A 23,960-nucleotide genomic window follows, 5' to 3' on the forward strand; every position below is an offset into this window, starting at 1 on the left:
CAAGACATTTAATGAATCTAATTCATCAAAGCTTATCCAATAACATAGAACATCTTCCTGAAGGAATAGGAAGGGTTTTTTCTTTTTTATTTAATATATTTATTGTAAAATAATAAAGTTTTTCAGATTCCATTTTTATTTCCCAACCTCTTTTCCCTTTATTGCAAATTATTGTAGTTTGATTCTTTTTAAGAGATAAGCATTCTATCCCCATAATTTCAAGAGTGGGTATGTTCCAATATACAGTTTTATCAGGCAAACTAATTGTAAGCCCAATAATATTTTCTATCATTAAGCTAATACTAAAAAGTGCAAGATAACAAATAAGACCTTTCTCAGTATAAGTTTTTTTATTAGAATCAAAATATGCAGGTCCTTCTTGCATAGGTCTATAAGCTTCCCAAATGTGCCCTTTAATTTTATTAAAAGGCATTAAAGTGTCTAATATATAATACAAATGTCTTATAGTAAATTCTCTTGCAATATTTGCACGACCACAATATTCAAGACCTTTGATTACAAAAAAATTCATATAAGTATAAACTGAACCATAATATCCATTGCCATCCTCACTAAAACCTGGCTCACTAACAGAAAGTGTTGGAAAAGGATTTGGAGTCCCAAAATGATTAGTGCTTTTTAAATAAAAAATCATTCTTTCTATTCTGTCCTCACTGGGAATCTCAGAAAGCATTGGGAAAAACCCTACTATTGTCTTAATTTCAAGAATATTTTCATTAACATCAAGATCATAATAAAATCCATCTTTTTCGCTCCACATTAAAGAATTAATTTTGACCTTAAGGGAAAAAAATCGTTTTTTGTATTCAAGCGATAAATTTTTATCATTTAAAATGTCTGCCAATTTAGAAATACAATATGCACTATGAACTTGCAATGAATTAAAATCTATAGGATAGTATGCATCTACTCTTGGGGAGTTCTTATAAAAAATTTTATTTACATCAATCGAATAAAGGCCATTTTCCTTTAAAAATTTGCTCTCTATCCATTTATAATACTTATCAAGAATTGGTAAAACTTCAGAAATTCTCTTTTTATTTCCTGTCTTATGATATAAGTTATATTCAGCCCATGCAAAAATAGGAAATCCAATATTTTCTTCATTCTCATCAAGATCAATAATAGCATTGTTGTTGTCATATCTAGCCCTGATTGCACCAGATTCTTCCTGCAATTGATAAAATTTATCAATTGCAGATGTAGATGAATATTCCCCATTACTATAGACAAGAAAAAAGCTTGACATACAAGCTTGCATCTGATCTATATAATCACAATTTTCCGAATAATAATTTTTATCTTTTTTACCCCTATCAGCAACTTTTTGCAAAATCACCTTATCTTGAATCCAAGATAAACTTTTATTATAAATATCAATAAAGTCTTGATCATAATAGTAAATTTTGGGAAACATTTTTTTATTCAATGCTAAATCCTCTAAAACAACAGAAATGTACTTCTATTTATTATAACACAATAAATATAACATAATTAAAAAATTAAAAACTGGAAAATTAAAATCTTTCTATTTCAAAAGTTTATAACTTTAATATTTGTTTTATAAAAATTTCATATTCCTCCTGATTGCAAGGAACAATGATCTCTTTATTGATTATTTTTCTCTCAAGAACTTTTATGTATTCAAATTCATTCGCATTAGGCAACCCAATAACACCATCTCTTAATCCCATTTGAACAACTTTTCCACCTTCCCAAACATTATTATTTTTAATATATTCGCTAGTAATCAAATACAATGCGTCTCCAATGTTTTTTATAACAGAAGTAATAAAATTTTTAGGAGCAAGATATGATTGATCCTGATCGGCTCCAATAACATAGTAACCATCGCCAAGATTTTTTGCTGCCTCAATAACACCAATTCCTGCTAAACCAGCTGCAAAATGAATTACATCTATCCCTTTAGAATACATTTTACTAGCTATGGCTCTACCAATATCAACATCGGAAAAAGAATTGGAATATTCACTTATAATCTCTATATCTTTATTAGCATACTTTGCTCCAGCTTCATAACCATAGCGAAATGCATCTACTATATTGCCCTTCACTCCCCCTATAAAACCTATTTTGCCAGAAAAGCTTTTTTTAGCTGCAATATAGCCAGCTAAAAAAGCACCTTGCTCTACTCTGAAAACAACAGCAATCAAATTTTTAGGAATCTGAACATCATCACCATAAATAGGATCTATTATTCCATAGCTAATTTTTGGATTCTCCGATGAAACCAATAAAGATGCGTCCGTAAGCATGTACCCTACAAGCCAAATCAAGTCTGAGCCATTCCTTTTTAAATTATCAAGATCTGAAACATAACTAGAATAAACTCCAGAAATAGCACAAGAAAAAACTTTTTCAATGTTTTCTGAAAAATCTTTTTTCAAGCGTAATAAAGCCTCATTAGCACTAGAATTAAAAGATTTGTCATCAAGAACACCATCTACCAACATAGATATCTTAATTTTTTTTGAACTAGATTCTATTCCATTTTTACTAAAGCAAGAAGTCAACAAAATACCGAATATAAAAATTACAATTCTCATATAAAGCACTTCTCCATTTCCATTATTCAAACAAAACCAATGTGTTTTCTATACTTAAAAATAAAATATATAAATTGATTCTTTATTTAAATAAATTCTTTAAGAAACTTCTCATAACTTTCTTTATTAGATGGAACAATAATTTCTTTGTTGATTATTTTGCTAGAAAGATTGTCAATTTCTTTTTCAAGTTCAAAGGGAATCATTTTAGGATTTCTTACAAACCCCACAACTCCTTCTTTAAGGCCATAATTTATTAATTTGCCACCTTCGAAAGTATTAGTTTTTAAATAGTTAGATGTAAAAATATTTAAAGCTCTACCAACATCTTTAGTTGTAGATGTTATTAAATTGTCAGGAGCAAGATATGATTGATCTTCATCAACTCCAATAATGTAATGCCCAGAACCAAGTTCTTTTGCAACCTCAATAGCCCCAATTCCTCCAAGGCCTGCAGCATGATGAATAATATCTATCTCATCAGAATACATTCTAGTTGCAACGCTTCTACCAGCTTCAATGTCAGCAAAACTACCAATATACTGAGTAGATATCTTTATATCTTTATTAGCATACTTAGCACCAGCCTCATACCCATACCTGAAAGCATCTACTATCTCGCCTTCTATTCCCCCTAAAAATCCAATTTTACCTGTTTTAGAAAGTTTTGCAGCAATATAACCCGTTAAAAATGCGCCCTCTTGAGCTCTAAAGGTCATGCCCACCAAATTTGCAGGAATAGGATCGTTAGAATAAACAGGATCAATAATTGCATATTTCATACCGGAATTTTGAAGAGAAGCTGCTTTGGCCACATCGCTAAATCTATACCCAATAAGCCAAATTAAATTTGAACCCGCATCCTTAAGCCCTTCAAGATCAGATAAATAAGAATTTGATGAGGATTCTTTTAAAACAAGATCAATCTTAAATTCTTCTTTAACTTTTTTTACGCCATTTAAAGCACTCTCATTAAAAGATTTATCATCAAAAGTTCCATCAATTATTAAAGACACCTTAGGAATTTCGCTCCCAAGACTACCTTTACCACTACAAGATAAAAAAATAATACTCTCAAGCAAGATCAACAACAATATTTTATTCATAAACTATTCCCCCTTTACAAATAAAGCTATACCTAAGTAGTTTATAACTTTGATTTAAATAAATCAAATGCATATTCACTATCAGGAACAATAATTTCTCCACTTATTATTTTATTTTCTAGATCAATAACTTCATCAACTAACCTATTATTTAAAACATCAGGATCCTTAACAATTTCTATTACTCCTTCCTTTAGCCCCCGATCAATAACAATTCCACCCTTAAAAACTCCATTATTAATATACTCTGATGAAATAGAATAAATAACCTTACCAATATCCTTAATTATTGAAGTAATAACATTTTGAGGTGCAATATATGATTGATCTTGATTTAAACCGATAACATAATATTTAGGTCCAAGCTCCTTAGCAGCGTCATAAACTCCAAGACCAGTTATACCGGCTATTGGAAAAATAACGCCTACTTTATCTTCTTTATACATGAATAGAGCCATTGCTTTGCCTTTCTCCTTATCAAAAAGAGAAGGTGCTTTTTTTGAAACTAATCTTAATTTAGGATTAGCATAAAAAATTCCAGCCTTAAAACCAAACTTAAAATCTTTTAAATGCTCACTCATAGGACCTGTTAAAAATCCAATCCTTTCTTTTCTGCTCATCTTAGCAGCAATATACCCAGCCAAAAATGCAACCTCTTCATTTCTAAACTTAATAGCCAAGGAATTCTTGGGAACTTGAATATCACCATAATCAAAAGCATCTATAATACCATAATAAATATCTGGACGTTCATAGGAAAGCTTAACTGACAAGTCAGAAAATTGGTATCCAATCAACCAAAAAAGATTTAAAGGATTTTTTTGAACCTCATAAGCATCCTCAGCCATTGCCTCATCAACAGTAAGAAGTCTTTTACCCTCAATAGGATAGGGTCTTAAAGATTTAGTTATAAGCTTTATTCCAAAATTATCCCTAAGTTTTACAACACCATCATGAACGCTTTGATTATAGCCTTTATCATAAAAGCTACCATGAGCCAAAACACCTACAACAACTCTGTCAGATTTAATAGACTTTTTATTAGATTTAAAACAAGCAAATACCAATAAAGATAAAGTAATAAAAATAAACCTTTTAAACAAAATTAATCCTCTCCTTGCAAAATTTATTTAAAAAATTCTAAATTTTTTAAAAATCAAAATATTAACTTTATTTTACTAACAAGTAGTATTCTTTATTTATAAAATAAAATTTTAATAATCCCTTTTAAAAAAATACTTCTAGCATTAATAAAACACAGTAGTAGGAAAAATAATTTTTCCTACATCACCATAATATCCAAATTTAAACCCTTTTGCAAGATTAATTTAAATTCAAAACTTACAACAATTAAAAAACCCTTTAAAATATCTTTAAAGAATTAAAAAGATTTTTCACAAATCAGCTCAATAAAAATCAAATTAATTTCCCATTTGCAAAACAAAGTTATCATAAGATGCCTTATCATAAGGTGCTTTTATTATACCATTAATTATACTTTGCCCAATTTTCAATGATTTGTTATAAATCTCAGAATAATTTGATTTTAAGTTTTCATTTAAAACTAAACCAAGACCATCTTCTTTAAGCCCTAAAAACATAGTCTTGCCACCATCCAAAACTCCAGTTTCTAAATACTTTTTTGTTAAACTATACATCAATGAATCAACTTTCTTTACAGCAGAAACAATAACATTATTAGGAGCAAGATATGATTGATCCTGATCGACTCCAATAATATAATGATCGGGCCCCAACTCTTTTGCGGCCTCAATTACCCCTATACCAGAAAGCCCTGCAGCTGCAAATATGATATCAACCCCATCTCGATACATATTAGATGCCGTTGAACGACCAAGTCCAAAATCTCCAAATGTACCAACGTATTGAGAGACCACTTTAATATTAGAGTTTGCATACTTAGCACCAGCTTCATATCCGTACATAAAAGATTCTAAAACTTTTCCCCTCACCCCTCCAACAAATCCAATCTTACCCGTTTTAGAAGCCTTTGACGCAAAGTATCCTGCTAAAAAAGCCACCTCTTCGGATCTAAAACTAATATTAAGAAGATTTTTGGGTATTTGAATTTCATCATAAACTCCTTCTATGATTGCATAATTAACAGAAACATTCTCGCTAGCTCTTTGAAAAAGAATGTCTGATAATCTAAATCCAACCCCCCAAATCAAATTTGAATTACCATCTTCTAAGTTTGCAATATCTCCTAAATAAGAATTACCTGTAGATGCTTTTTCAATTATATTTATATTTAAATCTGCCTTTAATTTTCTTATCGCCTTAGAAGAACTTTCATTAAATCCTTTATCATCAAAAGCGCCATCAACTATAAGCGAAACTGTTTTTGCCCCCGACTTACCATCATCAGAACTAGAACAAGCAACAATAAATAAAAAAATTAAAAAATAATAAACTTTTTTTAACACAAAAATATCCTCCTTGCTTTTAATAAAAAAATATAAAAAATAGTTCTCATAATACACGACATATAAACAAAAAAAGACACCTTTTTAAGGTGTCTTTTTACCATCTATAATGAGTAAAAGCTTTATTTGCTTCAGCCATTCTATGAGTATCTTCTTTCTTCTTGAAAGCAGCTCCAGTAGAATTATATGCATTTAAAAGTTCGTTTGACAACTTTTCTTTCATAGACCTACCGCTAGACTTTCTAGCAGCAAAAATAATCCATTTCATAGCCAAAGCTTCTCTTCTCTCTTCTCTAACTTCAACAGGAACTTGATATGTAGCACCACCCACTCGTCTACTTCTTACTTCTACCAATGGCTTAATATTATCTAAGGCTTTATAAAAAACAGCCATCTTGTCGCTTTCTTCAAGCTTATCGGCAAGTAAATCAATTGAACTATAAAGTATACTTTCACTTATTGATTTTTTCCCATCATACATCATTCTATTTGCAAACTTTGCAACAATTCTAGAATTATACCTGATATCAACAAAAACTTTCTTTTTGATTTTTTTATTTTTTCTTGACATATTTAATATTAACCCACCTTTCAATTAAGCTTTAGGCTTTTTTGTTCCATACTTAGATCTACCCTTTTTCCTATTATTAACACCAAGGGTATCCTTAGCTCCTCTAACAATATGATACCTTACTCCAGGCAAATCCTTAACTCGACCACCTCTAATTAGAACCACAGAGTGTTCTTGTAAATTGTGTCCAATTCCTGGAATATATGCTGTTACTTCAAATCCATTTGAAAGTCTAACACGCGCTACTTTTCTTAAAGCTGAATTAGGCTTTTTGGGAGTTACAGTCATTACACGCGTACAAATTCCTCTTCTTTGAGGACAATTTTGAAGCGCAGGAGATGCGGTCTTCTCCGTTTGACTTTTTCTAGGCTTTCTAATTAACTGATTAATTGTAGGCATTTATCAACGCTCTCCTTTTCTTGAAACTATTAATAAAATGGTAGCAAATATATCACTTATTTTCAAGTTAAACTTCAGAATCGATATTTTCACTAACTTTAATTTTTTTATAAAGACCCATACCAGTTCCAGTAGGAATTAAATGTCCAATTACAACATTTTCTTTTAATCCCCTAAGATCATCTATTTTTCCAGCAATAGAAGCATCTGTTAATACTTTTGTTGTTTCCTGGAAAGAAGCTGCGGAAATAAAAGAATCTATATTAAGAGACGTTTTAGTTACTCCTATAAGAATTGGACTTGCTATTGCTGGCTCACCGCCCTGTTCGATTACTTTTCTATTTTGCTCATAAAAAGTGTGCTTATCTACCTTTTGACCATAAACAAAATTAGTATCACCAACTGCAACAATCTTAACTTTTTTCATCATTTGCTTGATTATCACACCAATATGTTTGTCATTAATGCTAACACCCTGTTTTCGATAAACATCCTGAATTTCTGCCAACAGAAATTCTTGTAAACTAATCCCACCTAAAATTTCAAGCACATCATGAGGATTAATTCTACCATCACAAAGCATATCCCCTGCTTTTACAACATCTCCATCTCTAACCAAAAGATGTTTTCCGGCTGGAATATAATGCTTATGTTCAACCCCATACTCATCTAAAATATTAATAAGCCTTTTACCTTTTTGAATTGATTTAAATTGAACAATTCCGCTTACTTTAGCCATTTCAGTTAAATTCTTGGGAATTCTTGTTTCAAAAAGATCATTAACACGGGGCAATCCCCCTGTAATATCTTGTGTTTTTTCAGAACCTTTAGAAAGTTTAGCAATAACATCTCCTATGTTAATACTCTGGCCATCTTCAACTTGAAGATAAGCATCGCCTGGTAATACATAAGATGCAACCTCCATACCACTACTATCAATAATAAAAATTCTAGGATCAAGAGATTCAAAAACATTATCTGTAATTCTTTTTTCAACATTCCCTGTTTCAGTATTTATTTCCTCTTTAAGAGTGGTTCCTAAAATAATATCCTTAAATTTAATTTTACCCTTAACCTCTGCAATAATAGGCTCTGCGAATGGATCAAATGTACCAATAACCTTGCCTGATTCAACATAATCACCAACCTCTATTTCAAGCTTTGTACCCGCTTTCAAGGAAACTTCTTGCTCTTCTGACACTATGAAAAAATTATCGTCTCTTAATTTAACATAACCAATGTAAGAAGAGAGAATCTCTGCGCCCTTTTTATCAATAAACAAAGGAATTCCTTTTATTACTCTTTGAGAATCTAAAACTTTAATCTCTTTTATGTTCTTAATTTTTTCCTCATAAAAAACATTGATTATTTTTAAAGTTCCTTTTCTTGTGAAAAGAATTCCATTATCAACTCTAACATTAAAACCTTCTATGCCATTGAGTATGAAGGCATTCTTTAAAGATATTTTATCATCCTCGCTGCCAGCCTGAGCAACTCCACCAATATGAAAAGTTCTCATGGTTAATTGAGTACCCGGTTGACCTATGGACTGGGCAGCAATTATTCCCACAGCCTCCCCAATGTTAACAGGTTTGTTCTTAGAAAAGTCTCTACCATAACATTTTTGACAAACGCCATGCTCAGCTTCACACGTTAAAACAGATCTAATCACAAGTTTTTCAATACCAATTTTTTCTAATAATTCTATTTTGGCTTCTGAGATTTCTTCATTTGCATCTAAAACAATCTCACCAGTAATTGGATTCTTTATTCTTTCAATAGAATAACTCCCAACAGCTTTTTCTTTTAAAGATTCTAATATTTCTTCACCATTTTTTACAGTCTCAACTTTTATTCCGTTTATAGTTCCACAATCCTCTATTCGAACAACAACATCTTGAGCAATGTCTACTAATCTTCGAGTTAAATATCCAGCATCAGCAGTCTTAAGAGCAGTATCTGCTAGACCTTTTCTTGCTCCATTTGTAGATATAAAAAACTCTATCACAGAAAGACCTTCTTTAAAGTTAGAAATAATTGGAAGCTCAATAATATCCCCAGAAGTTTTTGCCATCAATCCTCTCATGCCAGCAAGTTGTCTTATTTGATTTCTACTACCCCTAGCACCAGAATCTGCCATCATATATATAACATTAAATCCATCTCTATCTTTCTTTAAAATTTCCATCATCTTATTAGTAAGTTCTTCATTAGTCTTTAACCAAACAGAAACTACATTGTTATAACGCTCTTCGCCAGTAATAACACCTTTGGCATAATCATTTTGAATCTTGGCGATTTCTTTATTAGCCCTTTCTACATAAGTTTTTTTTTCATCAGGAACAATAATATCGCTCATACTAATTGTGCATCCAAACTTAGTGGCATACCTAAAACCAAGCTCCTTGATGATGTCAAGCATTTCAATTACGGTAGAAGAACCATGAACTACATAAACCTTTGATATTAAAATTTGTAGCTCCAAATCACTAAGAGTTTTATTTACAAATTCAATTCCCTTGGGCAAAGCCTCATTAAATATAACCCTACCAGCTGTAGTTTTTTTGTACTCACCATCAATTTTTACATAAATAGAAGCATTGTAATCCAGACTCCTATTATTTATAGCAAGAATAACATTGCTAAAGTTTAAAAACTTTTTACCCTCTCCAACAACATTCTTTTTTTCCATAGTTAAATAATATAGGCCCAAAACAATATCTTGGGATGGAAAAACAATAGGATGCCCATTGGCAGGATTTAAAAGATTATTTGTTGAAAGCATTAAAGCCCAACTTTCAGCTTGTGCTGCCGGAGTAAGAGGCACATGTACTGCCATTTGATCACCATCAAAATCGGCATTGTATGCATGACAAACAAGAGGATGTAATTTTATTGCCTTACCCTCAACTAACACAGGTTCAAAAGCTTGAATTCCAAGTCTATGAAGAGTGGGCGCCCTATTTAAAAGAATGGGATGCTCTTTAATAACAATATCTAAAATTTGCCACACCTCATCTACTTCTTGCTCTATTAAATTCTTTGCCCTTTTGATATTAAAAACAGCTTCACTCCCAATCAATCTCCTTATCACAAAAGGCTTAAAAAGCTCAAGGGCCATTTTTGCAGGCAATCCACATTGATGTAGCTTAAGCTCAGGTCCAACAACAATAACAGAACGACCAGAATAATCTACTCTTTTACCAAGAAGATTTTGTCTAAACCTTCCCTGCTTACCTTTTAATGCATCGGAAAGCGACTTGAGAGGCCTACTAGACGAACCCTTGACAACCTTTCTTTTATGAGAATTGTCAAAAAGAGAGTCTACTGATTCTTGAAGCATTCTTTTTTCGTTTCTCACAATAATCTCTGGCGCATTAAGAAGAAGCAACTTCCTTAAACGATTATTTCTATTTATGACTCTTCTATAAAGATCATTAAGATCAGATGTTGCAAAGCGCCCCCCATCAAGCTGAACCATTGGCCTAATCTCTGGAGGAATAACAGGAAGAACTTCCATAATCATCCATTCTGGCTTATTGCCAGAAATTTTAAAATTCTCAATAATTTCAAGACGTCTTAAGAGTTTCTTATCGGTTTTATCATCTTTATCTATCATTTGAATTCTAAGCTTAGACGAAAGCTCATCAAGATCAAGATTTTCAAGAAGAGTTTTAATAGCCTCAGCTCCCATTGAAGCATTAAAAGACATACCATATCGCTCTCTAGCTTCTATGTACTCATCTTCATTTAAAAGCTGCATTTTTTTAAGATCAGTATCGCCCGGTTCAATTACTACATATTTTTCATAATAAAGAATAGAATTCAAACTAGATGCCGTAATATCAAGTAAAAGCCCAATCCTAGAGGGTATATATTTGTAATACCAAATATGAGCAACTGGGGCTGCTAGCTCAATATGCCCCATTCTTTCACGTCTAACCTTAAAATGGGTAACCTCTACATTACAACGATCACAAATAATACCTTTATATCTGATCGATTTAAATTTACCACAATAACATTCCCATTCCTTTGTAGTACCAAAAATCCTTTCACAAAAAAGCCCATCTTTTTCGGGTCTTAAAGTTCTATAATTAATAGTCTCGGACTTTTTAACCTCTCCATAAGACCAATTTCTAATTTGGTCGGGAGACGCTATTTTAATTTTTATTCTTTCAAAATCTTTTATCTCTTTCATAAAAACTCCAAAAACCTAGCTTTTATTAATCAATTCTTCTTCTTTTTCTGTCAAAGGAACCTGATTCCCAGCATCATCATAAATTGACAAATCAAGTCCAAGCCCTCTAAGCTCTTGCATTAGCACATTAAAAGACTCGGGGATCCCTGATACATTAGTAGGAACGCCTTTTACTATATTTTCATATATTTTGACTCTGCCTGACATATCATCAGATTTAACTGTTAAAAGTTCTTGAAGAGTGTGCGCCGCGCCATAAGCTTCAAGAGCCCAAACCTCCATTTCTCCAAGTCTTTGCCCACCAAATTGAGCTTTTCCTCCAAGAGGTTGCTGAGAAACAAGAGAATATGGGCCTGTTGATCTTGCGTGCATTTTATCATCAACAAGGTGGTGTAGTTTAAGCATGTAAATCACCCCAACCATTACTTCATTTTCGAACGGCTCTCCTGTATAACCATCATATAAAATTTCTTTAGAAGTTGGATTAAATCCAGCTGTTTTTAATTTTTCCTGAATTTGTTCATTTGTAGCAGATTCAAAAACAGGAACATTATAAGATTCGCCAAGATATTTACCAGCAAGACCCAATTGAGATTCCATTAACTGTCCGATATTCATTCTAGATGGAACTCCCAAAGGATTTAAGCATATATCAAGAGGAGTTCCATCTGCAAGATAAGGCATATCTTCAACAGGAAGAATCTTTGCAACAACACCCTTATTGCCATGTCGTCCAGCCATTTTGTCGCCCTCTTTAAGCTTCCTTTTTTTGGCAACATAAACTTTAAGTATCTCCTCAACTCCAGGAGAAAGATTGCCAACATCCTCTTTAGTAATCCTTTGAACATCAATAACTGTACCTTCAGTACCATGAGGAACTTTTAATGAATTATTTTTAACATCTTTTGCTTTTTCTCCAAAAATGGAAGTTAACAGCCTAAATTCAGGAGTAATATCTCCTTCTGACTTTGGAGTAACTTTACCAACCAGAATATCACCAGGCTTTACATAAGTTCCTATCCGTATAATCCCATTTTCATCCAATTTATTTAGTATCTTTTCGCTAACATTAGGTATATCTCCTGTAACTTTCTCAGGACCAAGTTTAGTTTCTCTTACCTCTATGCTAAATTCTTTGATATGAATAGATGTATAAAGATCTTCCTTTACAATTCTATCAGAAATTAATATAGCATCCTCATAATTAAATCCATTCCAAGGAATAACTCCTAGCAATAAATTATTACCAAGAGCAAGTTCTCCATATCTAGTAGCAGGACCGTCAGCTATTATCTCGCCCCTTTCAACTTTTTGACCCTCTTTAACTAAAACGGATTGATTAAAACAAGTATCTTGATTTGTCCTTTCATACTTAACAATATGATATTCATCTAAATCTTTAACATTCTCTGCCTCAAAAGGTTTAACAACTATCTTACTACTTGTTGCAAGAACAACTTCCCCACTTCTTTTAGCTTTAACAACTACTCCTGAATCCTTTGCAACAACGCTTTCCATACCCGTACCAACAATAGGAGGCTTAGGGAAAAGCAAAGGTACTGCTTGTCTTTGCATATTAGAACCCATAAGAGCTCGATTTGCATCATTGTGCTCAAGAAAAGGAATTAACGCCGAAGATACTGAAATTAGCTGCCTAGGAGAAACGTCCATATAGTCTATATTTGTGGGACTTGTTGTAGTATAATCACCAGAAATTCTAACAGAAACTAAATCTTCAAGATACTTTCCATTAGAATTAAAAGCAGCATTGGCCTGAGCAATGCACTTTTTCTCTTCGTCAATAGCAGATAAATATTCTAATTGGTCAGTCACCTCTCCATTAACAACTTTCCTATAAGGAGTTTCTAAAAAACCATAATCATTAACTCTAGAATAAGTAGCCAAAGAAACAATAAGTCCAATATTTGGCCCTTCAGGAGTTTCAATAGGACACATTCTACCATAATGAGTATAATGCACGTCTCTTACTTCAAATCCTGCCCTATCCCTTGAAAGTCCTCCTGGTCCAAGAGCATTAAGACGCCTTTTGTGAGTAAGCTCAGCCAAAGGGTTGACCTGATCCATAAACTGTGAAAGCTGGCTGGTTGCAAAAAATTCTTTAACAGCAGATACAATAGGTTTAACGCTTATTAATTCTTGAGGCTTTAGATTAAAAACTTCTTTGTTAGACATTCTATCTTTAGCAATTTTTTCAACTCTTGACATCGCGCCTTTATATATATTAATAAGAAGCTCGCCAACAGAACGAACCCTTCTATTTCCTAAATGGTCAATATCATCAAGAATATCATGACCTTCATATATTCTTAAAAGATGAGATATGGTGTTAACAATATCATCCATAGTTAAAACCGATGTGGTTAAATCATCAAATCCAAATTTTTTAGAAAGTTTATAGCGCCCCACACGTCCAAGATCATATCTTCTTTCAGAAAAGAATATGGTTTTTAAATCGTTTTCAGCATTATCAATTGATATTGGCTCACCAGGAAAAAGAGATCCATAAACAGCCAGCATAACTGATTCTTTTGGAAGCTCTTTAGAGCCATCCTTTAAAGCAAAAAAAGCATCCTCTTTTTCAAGACAATTTAGAATAACATTCGAACTTACAAAGCGCTTTCCAGAAATATCATCATAACCATCAAAATCAACAAGCTCTATTTCATTTACTCCATTTTGTAAAAAATCTTCAACATCTTGCAGAGTAATTTTATCTCCTGCTCGATAATACATATTCTCTCTTATGTTAATACTCTTAGCTAAATATTGCCCTGGAAGATCTCTTTTTGTACCGTCTTCAACTTTAATTTTTTTAATGTTGTAAAAAGTTTCTATTATTTTTTCTCTCGTATCAAACCCCAAAGCTCTTAAAAAAAGAGTTATGAGTATTCTTTTTTTTCTATCTATTTTTACATAAAGATAATCTTTTTTTGAATCAATCTCAAATTCTAACCAAGAGCCACGATAAGGAATTATTCTAGCAGAATACAAATCTTTTTCTTTATAAAAAACAACTCCTGGGGATCTGTGAATCTGAGAAACAACAACCCTCTCAGCCCCATTAATAATAAAAGTGCCTCTTTCTGTCATTAAAGGAATAGTTCCCATGTATACGTCTTTTTGCCTTATTTCCCCAGTAGTCAAAAATTGCAAATTCAGTCTTACTTTTAAAACAGCCTCATAACTTTGCCCCTTTCTTTTACATTCTTTTTCTGTAAAATTAAGGACATCATTTTCTATATAGTATCTTTCATATTCAAGAGCAACATCACCATTTCCACTTTTAATGGGAAATATATTTCTAAAAACAGACTCAAGGCCCTCATTAAGTAAAGGTTTTTTACTTTTTAATTTATCAAGTTGTAAAAATTTTTCATAAGAATTTAATTGTATTTCTATCAGGTTAGGTAGGTCTAAAATCTCATCAGCTCTTCCTTGTCCCAGATGAACTCTTTTTATCATTAAAAGACTCCTTTTTTAAGACATAACAAGCCGCACATCATAACGACATGCGGAATAACAACTTTGATATATTTTTAATTTTTTATTTAACTTCAACTTTTGCGCCAACTGCCTCAAGCTTCTTTTTTAATTCTTCAGCATCTGACTTAGAAAGACCTTCTTTAATAGCTTTAGGAGCAGCTTCAACCAACGCCTTAGCTTCTCCAAGACCAAGCCCTGTAATAGCTCTCACTTCTTTTATAACATTTATTTTGCTATCACCAAAAGACATAAGAATTACATCAAATTCGGTTTGTTCTTCAGAATCAGCCGAACCTGCTGAAACAGCCCCCCCTACACCAGCAGCAACAGCGGCAGTTACTCCAAACTTTTCCTCAATAGCTGTTACAAGGTCAACAACTTCCATAGTTTTTGCACCTTCAAGCCAGGTTAAAATATCTTCTTTATTTAGTGCCATATTAACTCCTTATATATTTTCATTTCACAGTGATAGCATGCACTCAAAAATTAAGACTAACACTGCCATGTTAATTTTTAACATCAGCCAAAGCTTTCAATGTTCTTGCAAGCTTAGAAACTGGCGCTTTTAACACGCTAGCAAATAAAGAAATAGACTCTTTTTTGGCAGGAAGTTTGCTGTAAGCTTGAACTTTAGCCTCATCATAAAACTCTCCTAATACAAAACCGCCCTTTACTTTTAAAGTACTACTTTTTACAAAATCATAAAAAATTTTTGCTATTACATTAGCTTCTTCTAATGCAGTAACAACAACTGTAGGGCCAACCAAACAAGAATCAACAACATTAATATTCTTTTCTTTTAAAACCATCTTCATTATATTGTTTTTAACAACTTTTAATGCTCCATGTTCGCCTTCTATTTTATTTCGAAGTTCCGTCAACTTAGCTACATTTAAACCTCTATAATCTAAGAAAAAAAGATTTTGTTTGCTATCTATAAACTGTTTTAATAAATCAAACATTTCCAACTTTTTAGAATTTATCTTTGCGCTCATAATGTTACCTCCAAACAAAATTAACTTTTATAGAAGGCCCCATAGTAGATGAAATATAAATACTATCTATAAAAGCTCCTTTTAAGTCACTCGGCCTTTTTTTAACAACTTCCTTGATAAATTCCTCATAATTTTCTTTTATCTTTTCATTGTCCATAGAAGATTTACCAAAAGAAAAGCTTATTACACCATTTTTATTTGCCCTAAATTCTGTTCGACCCCTTTTAAGACTATTGATTGCATCTTTAAGATTATTTGTAACTGTTTGAGTCTTTGGATTGGGCATTAAACCCCTTTTTCCTAAAATAGGACCAAGTCTTCCAACATCTTTCATCATATCAGGAGTTGCAACAACAACATCAAATTCATCCCAACCGCTTTTAATCTTATTTATAAGATCATCATCGCCAACATAAGTTGCACCAAAAGCCCTGGCTTCATCTGCTCGATCACCTTTTGCAAAAACAAGTATTCTTTTTGGCTTCATAAACTGATTTGGCAAAACTATAGTGTCTCTAACAGTATGATTCTTTTTTAAATTAAGGTTAATAGATATATCTATAGTTTCATCAAATTTGGCAAATTTAATTTCTTTTAACAGCAAAATTGCATCTTCAATGTTATAAAATTTATTCTTATCCACTTTAGAAAAAGCTTCAATATATTTTTTACCCTTTTTTGACATTATTTCTCCACCTCAACACCCATTGAACGCGCACTTCCTGCAATAATTTTAAACGCTGCCGATTCTGACTTTGCATTTAAATCAGGCATTTTAATTCTTGCTATCTCCATCAACTTTTCTTTTGATATGGTTCCAACTTTGTCTGTATTAGATTTTTTAGATCCTAATTCTATCCCAATAGCCTTTTTAATTAAAATCGAAGCTGGGGGAGTCTTTACAATAAAAGAAAAACTTTTATCACTATAAACAGTAATAATAACAGGAACCACAATGCCGGGATCCATCTTTGCGGTCCTCTCATTAAATTCCTTTACAAACTGAGGACCACTAACTCCATGAGGTCCAAGCGCTTGCCCTATTTTAGCTCCTGGAGCCGCTTGAGCAGCTGGAACCTGCAATTTAATCCAAGAAATTGCTTTTTTTTTTGCCATATAATCTCCTTATGGTAATAACGCCTTAAAAGCTCCCATTAGTATTAAATTTTAAATCTTTTCTATATGTTGGAAATCAACTTCAACAGGCGTTGATCTTCCAAAAATTTGAACTGCAACTTTTAATTTCTTTCTTTCATAATCAATAGAACTAATAAGTCCTTCAAAGGAGTCAAAAGGTCCACCCTTAATTCTAACTCTTTCCCCTTCTTCAAAGTCATAAAGCATAAAAATAGATTTATTTGCTTTAATCTCACCAGTAAGCATAAAAACACTTTTTACTTCTTCATCATTAATAGGAATAGGCCTTTGCCCCTTACTAACACCAACAAAATTAATAACACCTTGAACTTTGATGATATTAGCAACAATATCTTTCCAGCCTACTTCTGGAAGATCTAGCTCAATAAGAATATAGCCTGGCCAAATTTTTCTCTCTCTTATTCTTTTCTTGCCATTTCTTATCTCTTCTACTTTTTCAACAGGAGCCTTAACATCTAATACCACACCACCAAAAACACCTTCATTTATTAAAAGCCTTATGTCCTGCTCTATCTTTTTCTCATATTGAGAATAAGTTTGAACTACATACCAAGCTCTAGACATAATTTATCCTTCTTATAACAAAACTAAAATACATAAGTTACAACAAGAAACATGAGATAATCGACTATACCCAAGAAAATTGAAACAAATAATACCAGCCAAAAAACTTGCTTTCCATTTCCAACAACTTCATTATACTTAGGCCACGTTACCTTCTTAAGCTCCAAGATACTATCTTTGATAAACCTAAACACTTTAAAGCCTCACTTTAATTCTAACAACAGGTCAGGAGGGATTCGAACCCCCAGCATACAGTTTTGGAGACTGTCGTTCTACCGTTGGAACTACTGACCTATTATTTATTATTTTATTTTTCCCTCTTTATGAAGAGTGTGTTTTCGTAATTTTGGACAATATTTCATCAATTCTAACTTTTCTTGCTTATTACGTCTATTCTTAGCAGTGGTATAATTTCTAATTCCTGTCTCTTCACAAATCAAAGATATAAGCTCAACAGCCCCTTTGCCCTTCTTTTTACCCATATAACAAAACTCCTAACTACCAATAAAAGCCCTCAATCGGACTTGAACCGACGACCCCCACCTTACCATGGTGGTGCTCTACCAACTGAGCTATAAGGGCACTAATTCCCTATAAAACTCTTTATTATCTTAGTTGATTGTTTAGAAAAAAACAAGTACTAAATTTAATTTTCTTACTTTATTACAACAAGTTTTCCATCTTGCAGAAGTTTAATGTTGTTACTATTTGAAAACAACTTATTAATAGAATACTCATCAAGTATAATATCTGTATTATTTTTACCATAAATACTTTTGGCAACTAATTTCAAAGGACGATGTCCAACCCTATTTTTATTATTATAAAGAACATCATTGCTATACTCAAGCATTCCCCATTTTTTCAAAGCCTCTGAAGAAACCATTCTCTTATCAAAATATGACCTAATGTTTTCATCATAAATTTTGATAAAAAAAGAGTCTTCTAATTTTTTAGAACCAGAAGTATTATTGTAGACTTCGCCTACATAAATCACAATTCCTGTATAATCGGTTTTATCAACATCAGAATTTACCAATGGATAAAAAGCTTTATAAGGAGTTTCATGTGAAAAAAATAAATTTATAAAATCGGGAAAAAGACTAAGCTCATACCTAACAGTAAGACTTCTTAAATCTTCTGAATATTTTATATAAGACCTTTTCAAAATACTATTAGGCCCTGAAAAATTAAGTATCAAGCTGGGATTCAGGTCAAAATAATTCTTAAAGGTATTTTCAGAATCCATAATTATCTTAAAAAGAGATTCTCTTATTAACGTATCTTTAAAATCATTAATGGTTGCTATTAATTTAGACGCTGTATTTAAACCCACTGGTCTAAATTCATTTTCATTAATTTCCTTAACAATGTCAAAACAAATAACCTTCCTATCCCAATCGATTATTCTGTGCACACTTGTTTCAGTAGCTTCATCTTTTATTATGGAAACATTAGAATAAAGTAGAAATAAATAACTAAAAAGAAACTTAAGAAAATGCATTATCTCCTTCCTATTATTTTTTACCTAAATACACACCTATCCAAGTCCAACCATTATTAATTTCTGGATCTTTAGGATAAACAATTCTTTTAAAAACAAAATACCATTCACGAATATGGTCCCAGCCCCTTGACTCAAGATAAGATATATCGTCACTAGAATCCGCCTCAAGATGATTTGCAAATTGTATTCCGTTTTTTCTTCTCCCTCCAAGCCTAATCATCGTGGTTAAAAAGCTATTGGTATTAATAGAATTGCTCTTTCCGCCCTTTTGATCCCAGCTTTGAATAAAAAAATTATTCTTATCTCTTATATTAAGCAATTTAGAAGTATTCCCAGAAAGAACAAAATTTTTAACATCCTGAATTAAATCTCCTAAATTTCTATAAACAACAAACTCTGGATTATTAAAGTAATTAATTTTTGTAACAACATTAAAATAGTCTCTAGAATCTATTTTTAAATGTGCCCTTGGAATTGAAAGAAATTTTTTATAATAAAAATAAGATTCATCATAATCTTGAACATCTTCCAAGCTTAGCGCAAGATTATAAAAATAATTACCCTTTTCCTCATTATTTAAATTATCAATCCCCGTATTTAATATAAATTTGTAATAATTGATTTTATCGATTGAATCAATATTTAAATTGACAATCTTTTTAGCCACCCTTGTTTTCATTGAATAGTTTTCATAAACATAATCATCGAAATTATCAACAACACGCTTGTAAATACTAAAAGCTACAAAATCTTCTCCCATGGAATCATAAATATTGCCCATTAAATAAAGATACAAAGGATAATATTCTCTAGATTCATCATCAATAATTCCACTATTTACAATTTCTAAAGCATCTTTATAATTTTTATTTGCAATATATATGTTAACAACCCTATCAATAATAAGAAATTTATCTAATCTATTTTTATTAGAAGATTTTAAAAGATGTGTAAGATTTTGAATCTCGCTTTGCTTTTGGTTGCAAGAAGTAAATAAAAATAAAATCAAAATAAATTTAGCAATTTTGACCAATAGATTCATAAGAGTATTTTACAATATAAACTACACATAATAAAATGCACACCTCAATTTGAAAAGTTGTCAAAATTTTTATAAATACTAACTTAACATGACCACATTTTACATTAACGCCAATCTAAAAATATTAAAACAACAGAACTAAAGCCTAAATTTAAAATTTAGTATAAAACTCCAATATTAAAAAATAGTAAAAATCATTTCATACCTGACAATTATGACCACAAAAATGTTGAAAAATAATCTTACAATGACCTATAATAAATGTTAATTTAATACCTATTTAAAAAGCAATCGCCTAAAATTAAACACTTTATTAAAGGAATATAAAACTCACAAAACATGAAAAAAGAATTCATTATGCTTTTACTGTTATTGCAAACAATAATGAATTTAAACTCAATAAATACTAATACAAGTGCTTCAATAGTAAAAGAATTGCAAAAAAATTTATATGTTTTCAATAGCAAAGAATATCAAAAAGATAAAGACACTTTAAATGAATTTATAAATTCAATAAATATAAACGACAAAGAAATCTTACAAAATTTAGCAAAAATTAAAAATGAGCTTTTTATAATATCTGTTTTTTTCAACAATAAAAAGGGAGTTTTAATTGCACTAAATCTTGGAGCAGAAATAAACTTTAAATATAAAATATCTCCAATTTCAATTTCAATAATAAACAATGAATTTGAAATCACAAAAATATTGGTAGATTACGGAATAAGCCTTAATCAAATAGATGATACTGGTTATTCTCCAATATTTTGGGCAATATATACTAATAACGAAAAAATATTTGAATTTTTAAAAGAAAGCGGAGCTGATTTAAGTTTCACACTTAAAAATAGAAAAACACCAATGCAAGCCGCAATAGAAACAGAAAATATAAAACTAATTAAATCTCTAGAAAAGAAAAAAATTTACATTGACGACACTTTCAAAAAAGAACTTAAAAGGCTTAAAAACAAAGAAATAGTTCGAATTTTCGCAAAATAGAAAATAAATTTAATACCCATCAGATGCTTGGATATTTTTATCTTTATCAATAAGATCCTTGTATATAAAAGATTTTTTAGCAAGCGTCTCTTTTAAATTTTTAGAAAAGGGTAAATTCCTCCACATTATTCCACGTACTAATTTCTCAAGTTTTTGAATTCCTTTACTTTCTTTTTCTATCCAAAGAAAATAATCTTCTAGAAAAAAATTTTTAACATTTCCTTTTTTAATAAATTTAACATAATAATCGTAATATTGACCTGTAATTCCTGTTTCCATCCACCTAAAAGAAGCTTGCTCTTTTGCAAGTTCCCAAACAAAATCACCAATACCCAAAATAACCGCCCTTCTTAAGTTTTTAGCATACATAGGTATTAATATTTTACCCCTGCCATTTGCTCTGTTTTTAACATCAATTGATTCCCAACAAATTCCTTTATCACCATAAGAAGGTATTAATATAAAATAAGGAACTACTCTGAGCAAATCTCCTCTATACGCTTTTTGAAAAAGTCTGGGCTGAATATCTTCGATTTCCCAAACAAGCTGCATAATTCTTTCTCTACTTCCAAAAAATTGAGGGTTAGCAACTACATTATTTTTCAAAAGTATAGGAAAATGATTGCCTCTTGGCCCTATTGCAAGTTTATTGGCGCTTCTGATAACTTCAACTTCATCATATGCAATAGTTGATTCAGTAGACATCCCAATATTATTCATTTTATTTTGAATTTCAAAAAGCTCTCTGTTAGCATCTTCAATTTTATTAATAAAAACATTAATATCCCGATTTGATTTAATAAGATCATCAACATAATTACTGGCAAAATTTAAAGGCTTTAAAATCGAATTAGGATAAGAACTCTGCACTCCGTATTCAGTCATATAAGTTAAATCGCTTTGACTATTATTTGAAAATAAAAATTCAAACATGCTTCTTAACTTACTAAGAGCCTCTTCTCTGATCTTATCAGTTCTCTTAAGGCTACTTTTTGCAAAATCAATATTTGCTAAAAGTTTTTCTTTCTTATTAAGTAAAACTTTTTCCATATCTTCTTCTTTAAAATTATCCGTTGGCAAATCGGTTGCTAATCTACTAAGCTTAAAATTATTAACCCCATAAAGCCATTCATCAAAATAAATAAAAGACTCATTATAATGATTGTCCCAAATAGTTTTTGAAATTAATAGCTGAATTTCAGATCCAAGTGCATTTGGAATAAGGGCAGCAAATCTAAATAAAATTTTTTGCTCCAAGGTCAATTTTGAAATGTTTTTTGCAATTGATCTGAGAAAAGACCAATAAATGTTAATAACTTGATTATATTTTAAAACCCTATCAACCTCTTCTGACTGCGGATTTAAATAGTCTACCAAAACTTTATGAAGCTTAAAGCCAATTTGTTTACTGCTTGAAATAAGATTTTTATAAAAATCTTTAGTAAAAAATTGCTTATCATGCTCCTCTAAAGTTAAAATATTTGGCAATCTCGAATTTAAATCTGTATCTACAGAATCAGGATACTTATACAAACTACCCCCAAAAACACCCACAAGCAATATAGCGACACAAGCATAATTGTAACTCTAAAGTTTATATTTACAAAAAAATTTAGTACTATTTATTATACACAGTGTACCTTAAATCTCTGAAAGGGGAAGTCATATGAATATAAAAATCAATTTTTTTTTCACTCTGCCTATTGGAATCTTTTTAGGATTGTTTTTTCCTCTTGAGATTTATAGCTCCTTATCACATGCCTTTATAAGATTATCCTACTTATCTCTTATTCCCTTTTTAATATTTTCAATTCCATTAGGAATTGAAAATATTATTGAAAATAAAAACTTTAAAAAACTTTTTAGTAAAACAATTTATTATGGAATTTTAACTAACCTATCTGGAGTTGCTGTATCAATAATAGCCGCAACAATATATCTTCCGCAAAGAATTCCAATACTAGAAAAAACAATACAAAATACATGTTTTTTTGAAAAAGAAGCTTTACTAGAAACATTTTTTCCAAAAAATATTTTCAAAATATTTACATCTAGCAATCCAAATCTACTAAGCATCTACATGATTTCAATAATAATAGGCACAAGTTTTTATTATGCAAAACAAAAAGGCAGAATAGCTAGAGAACTGATGCTAAGCGCATCCAATCTTTTTTATCATGCAAACGGGTTTATTGTAAACATATTAAATATAGGAATCATTTTTATAACAGCAAATTACGCTGCAAACTTAAAAAACTTCAAAGATTACCCAAATTATACAAACAGCATAACATTCTTTTTGGCATGGACAATTATAATTTTATTCGTAATATTGCCAACAATTAGTTATAGATTAACAAAAAGTTTTAAAATGATATATAAAGGCATTTTTGTATCATTTCAAAACATAATATTTTCAGGACTTGCAAAAGATTCTTATTCCCCTTATGTGATATTAATAGAAGATATTAAAAATGAAAGAATAAATATAAAAAAATCCATAATTATAAACATACCTTTAATAAATTTTGTATCTAAATTTGGTACTATTTTTGTTTCAGTAATATCATTTTTTATAATTTTAAAATCATATTCTAGCTTACCCATTTCTATTTATGAAATAAGCTATATGAGCACTTTATCATTTTTTTTTGTCTTTGCATTTCCTCATATACCAAATAGTTTAATTTATATAATTACAATGCTTTGCTCTACATATACAAAAGGAATAGAGCTAAATGTTTCTAACATAACACCAATGCTGCCGATATTAATCTCTTTGGCTTTACTAATCGACTTTGCTTTTAATATTGCAATCATTCATATAATAAACTTCAAAGAATTAAAAGATCAAGAAAAAATTAATTAAAGCTAAACAA

21 protein-coding genes and 2 tRNA genes are annotated in these 23,960 nt (G+C 30.9%); 2 read left to right on the forward strand and 21 right to left on the reverse strand.

Annotated elements, in window-relative coordinates; translation table 11 throughout:
- Positions 1-25 precede the first annotated feature (25 nt).
- The 20 genes from BSV1_RS03070 to BSV1_RS03165 all read right to left on the reverse strand — a co-directional run bounded on the left by BSV1_RS03070 (position 26) and on the right by BSV1_RS03165 (position 20,082).
- Positions 26-1,450 (reverse strand): MGH1-like glycoside hydrolase domain-containing protein, encoded by a 1,425-nt coding sequence (locus tag BSV1_RS03070; protein WP_008882714.1) that lies wholly within the window; start codon positions 1,448-1,450, stop codon positions 26-28.
- A gap of 112 nt (positions 1,451-1,562) precedes the next feature.
- Positions 1,563-2,588 carry a nucleoside ABC transporter substrate-binding protein BmpB gene (bmpB, locus tag BSV1_RS03075; protein WP_008882707.1) on the reverse strand — a complete coding sequence of 342 codons (1,026 nt, stop codon included), beginning with the start codon at positions 2,586-2,588 and terminating at the stop codon, positions 1,563-1,565.
- Between the two features lie 86 nt (positions 2,589-2,674).
- Complete coding sequence (bmpA, locus tag BSV1_RS03080; RefSeq protein WP_008882642.1) at positions 2,675-3,694, reverse strand: nucleoside ABC transporter substrate-binding protein BmpA; 1,020 nt, start codon at positions 3,692-3,694, stop codon at positions 2,675-2,677.
- Between the two features lie 41 nt (positions 3,695-3,735).
- Positions 3,736-4,797: a nucleoside ABC transporter substrate-binding protein BmpC gene (gene bmpC, locus BSV1_RS03085; protein ID WP_008882442.1), complete on the reverse strand. Its 1,062-nt coding sequence runs from the start codon at positions 4,795-4,797 to the stop codon at positions 3,736-3,738.
- Between the two features lie 318 nt (positions 4,798-5,115).
- Positions 5,116-6,141 (reverse strand): nucleoside ABC transporter substrate-binding protein BmpD, encoded by a 1,026-nt coding sequence (bmpD, locus tag BSV1_RS03090; RefSeq protein WP_008882752.1) that lies wholly within the window; start codon positions 6,139-6,141, stop codon positions 5,116-5,118.
- Between the two features lie 97 nt (positions 6,142-6,238).
- Positions 6,239-6,712, reverse strand: a complete 474-nt coding sequence (gene rpsG / locus BSV1_RS03095; RefSeq protein ID WP_008882361.1) for a 30S ribosomal protein S7 — start codon at positions 6,710-6,712, stop codon at positions 6,239-6,241.
- A gap of 24 nt (positions 6,713-6,736) precedes the next feature.
- On the reverse strand, positions 6,737-7,111 hold the full coding sequence (rpsL, locus tag BSV1_RS03100) for a 30S ribosomal protein S12 (protein WP_002656492.1): 375 nt from the start codon (positions 7,109-7,111) through the stop codon (positions 6,737-6,739).
- A gap of 67 nt (positions 7,112-7,178) precedes the next feature.
- Positions 7,179-11,312 carry a DNA-directed RNA polymerase subunit beta' gene (gene rpoC / locus BSV1_RS03105; protein WP_008882760.1) on the reverse strand — a complete coding sequence of 1,378 codons (4,134 nt, stop codon included), beginning with the start codon at positions 11,310-11,312 and terminating at the stop codon, positions 7,179-7,181.
- A gap of 15 nt (positions 11,313-11,327) precedes the next feature.
- Complete coding sequence (rpoB, locus tag BSV1_RS03110; RefSeq protein WP_008882611.1) at positions 11,328-14,795, reverse strand: DNA-directed RNA polymerase subunit beta; 3,468 nt, start codon at positions 14,793-14,795, stop codon at positions 11,328-11,330.
- An 82-nt stretch (positions 14,796-14,877) separates the two neighbouring features.
- Positions 14,878-15,252 (reverse strand): 50S ribosomal protein L7/L12, encoded by a 375-nt coding sequence (gene rplL, locus BSV1_RS03115; protein ID WP_002556985.1) that lies wholly within the window; start codon positions 15,250-15,252, stop codon positions 14,878-14,880.
- Between the two features lie 70 nt (positions 15,253-15,322).
- Entirely contained in the window at positions 15,323-15,811 is a 489-nt protein-coding gene (gene rplJ / locus BSV1_RS03120) for a 50S ribosomal protein L10 (protein ID WP_008882448.1), read from the reverse strand.
- 4 nt (positions 15,812-15,815) lie between these two features.
- A complete protein-coding gene (gene rplA, locus BSV1_RS03125) occupies positions 15,816-16,496 on the reverse strand; it encodes a 50S ribosomal protein L1 (RefSeq protein WP_008882498.1) in 681 nt (226 codons plus the stop codon).
- On the reverse strand, positions 16,496-16,927 hold the full coding sequence (rplK, locus tag BSV1_RS03130; RefSeq protein ID WP_008882701.1) for a 50S ribosomal protein L11: 432 nt from the start codon (positions 16,925-16,927) through the stop codon (positions 16,496-16,498). Before rplK ends, rplA begins: the two co-directional genes overlap by 1 nt.
- A 51-nt stretch (positions 16,928-16,978) precedes the next feature.
- Positions 16,979-17,533: a transcription termination/antitermination protein NusG gene (gene nusG, locus BSV1_RS03135; protein WP_008882624.1), complete on the reverse strand. Its 555-nt coding sequence runs from the start codon at positions 17,531-17,533 to the stop codon at positions 16,979-16,981.
- Between the two features lie 23 nt (positions 17,534-17,556).
- Positions 17,557-17,727 (reverse strand): preprotein translocase subunit SecE, encoded by a 171-nt coding sequence (secE, locus tag BSV1_RS03140; RefSeq protein WP_002556990.1) that lies wholly within the window; start codon positions 17,725-17,727, stop codon positions 17,557-17,559.
- 27 nt (positions 17,728-17,754) lie between these two features.
- Positions 17,755-17,827: transfer RNA gene (locus BSV1_RS03145), tRNA-Trp, on the reverse strand.
- Between the two features lie 8 nt (positions 17,828-17,835).
- A complete protein-coding gene (gene rpmG / locus BSV1_RS03150; RefSeq protein WP_008882830.1) occupies positions 17,836-18,015 on the reverse strand; it encodes a 50S ribosomal protein L33 in 180 nt (59 codons plus the stop codon).
- Between the two features lie 27 nt (positions 18,016-18,042).
- Positions 18,043-18,115 (reverse strand) — tRNA-Thr (locus BSV1_RS03155).
- 73 nt (positions 18,116-18,188) lie between these two features.
- Positions 18,189-19,037: a hypothetical protein gene (locus BSV1_RS03160; RefSeq protein WP_008882837.1), complete on the reverse strand. Its 849-nt coding sequence runs from the start codon at positions 19,035-19,037 to the stop codon at positions 18,189-18,191.
- A 13-nt stretch (positions 19,038-19,050) separates the two neighbouring features.
- Positions 19,051-20,082 (reverse strand): tetratricopeptide repeat protein, encoded by a 1,032-nt coding sequence (locus BSV1_RS03165; protein WP_008882800.1) that lies wholly within the window; start codon positions 20,080-20,082, stop codon positions 19,051-19,053.
- Between the two features lie 339 nt (positions 20,083-20,421).
- Here BSV1_RS03165 and BSV1_RS03170 point away from each other — a divergent pair, with 339 nt between their 5' ends.
- Entirely contained in the window at positions 20,422-21,081 is a 660-nt protein-coding gene (locus BSV1_RS03170) for an ankyrin repeat domain-containing protein (protein WP_083858433.1), read from the forward strand.
- A 9-nt stretch (positions 21,082-21,090) separates the two neighbouring features.
- On the opposite strand, the gene BSV1_RS03175 is transcribed toward BSV1_RS03170, so the two are convergent.
- Positions 21,091-22,641, reverse strand: coding sequence for a hypothetical protein (locus BSV1_RS03175; protein ID WP_008882403.1), 1,551 nt, complete (start codon positions 22,639-22,641; stop codon positions 21,091-21,093).
- 106 nt (positions 22,642-22,747) lie between these two features.
- Here BSV1_RS03175 and BSV1_RS03180 point away from each other — a divergent pair, with 106 nt between their 5' ends.
- Positions 22,748-23,950 (forward strand): dicarboxylate/amino acid:cation symporter, encoded by a 1,203-nt coding sequence (locus tag BSV1_RS03180; RefSeq protein ID WP_008882619.1) that lies wholly within the window; start codon positions 22,748-22,750, stop codon positions 23,948-23,950.
- The last annotated feature ends 10 nt before the right edge of the window (positions 23,951-23,960 follow it).

It is taken from the genome of [Borrelia] finlandensis, assembly GCF_000181875.2.
GTDB classification, from domain to species: domain Bacteria; phylum Spirochaetota; class Spirochaetia; order Borreliales; family Borreliaceae; genus Borreliella; species Borreliella finlandensis.

Coding starts and splice junctions, on each gene's coding strand:
- bmpB (WP_008882707.1), bottom strand. CDS start 2,588: ATGAGAATTGTAATTTTTATATTCGGTATTTTGTTGACTTCTTGCTTT.
- bmpA (WP_008882642.1), bottom strand. CDS start 3,694: ATGAATAAAATATTGTTGTTGATCTTGCTTGAGAGTATTATTTTTTTA.
- rpsG (WP_008882361.1), bottom strand. CDS start 6,712: ATGTCAAGAAAAAATAAAAAAATCAAAAAGAAAGTTTTTGTTGATATC.
- rpsL (WP_002656492.1), bottom strand. CDS start 7,111: ATGCCTACAATTAATCAGTTAATTAGAAAGCCTAGAAAAAGTCAAACG.
- rpoC (WP_008882760.1), bottom strand. CDS start 11,312: ATGAAAGAGATAAAAGATTTTGAAAGAATAAAAATTAAAATAGCGTCT.
- rpoB (WP_008882611.1), bottom strand. CDS start 14,795: ATGATAAAAAGAGTTCATCTGGGACAAGGAAGAGCTGATGAGATTTTA.
- rplL (WP_002556985.1), bottom strand. CDS start 15,252: ATGGCACTAAATAAAGAAGATATTTTAACCTGGCTTGAAGGTGCAAAA.
- rplJ (WP_008882448.1), bottom strand. CDS start 15,811: ATGAGCGCAAAGATAAATTCTAAAAAGTTGGAAATGTTTGATTTATTA.
- rplA (WP_008882498.1), bottom strand. CDS start 16,496: ATGTCAAAAAAGGGTAAAAAATATATTGAAGCTTTTTCTAAAGTGGAT.
- rplK (WP_008882701.1), bottom strand. CDS start 16,927: ATGGCAAAAAAAAAAGCAATTTCTTGGATTAAATTGCAGGTTCCAGCT.
- nusG (WP_008882624.1), bottom strand. CDS start 17,533: ATGTCTAGAGCTTGGTATGTAGTTCAAACTTATTCTCAATATGAGAAA.
- rpmG (WP_008882830.1), bottom strand. CDS start 18,015: ATGGGTAAAAAGAAGGGCAAAGGGGCTGTTGAGCTTATATCTTTGATT.
- BSV1_RS03160 (WP_008882837.1), bottom strand. CDS start 19,037: ATGCATTTTCTTAAGTTTCTTTTTAGTTATTTATTTCTACTTTATTCT.
- BSV1_RS03165 (WP_008882800.1), bottom strand. CDS start 20,082: ATGAATCTATTGGTCAAAATTGCTAAATTTATTTTGATTTTATTTTTA.
- BSV1_RS03170 (WP_083858433.1), top strand. CDS start 20,422: ATGAAAAAAGAATTCATTATGCTTTTACTGTTATTGCAAACAATAATG.
- BSV1_RS03180 (WP_008882619.1), top strand. CDS start 22,748: ATGAATATAAAAATCAATTTTTTTTTCACTCTGCCTATTGGAATCTTT.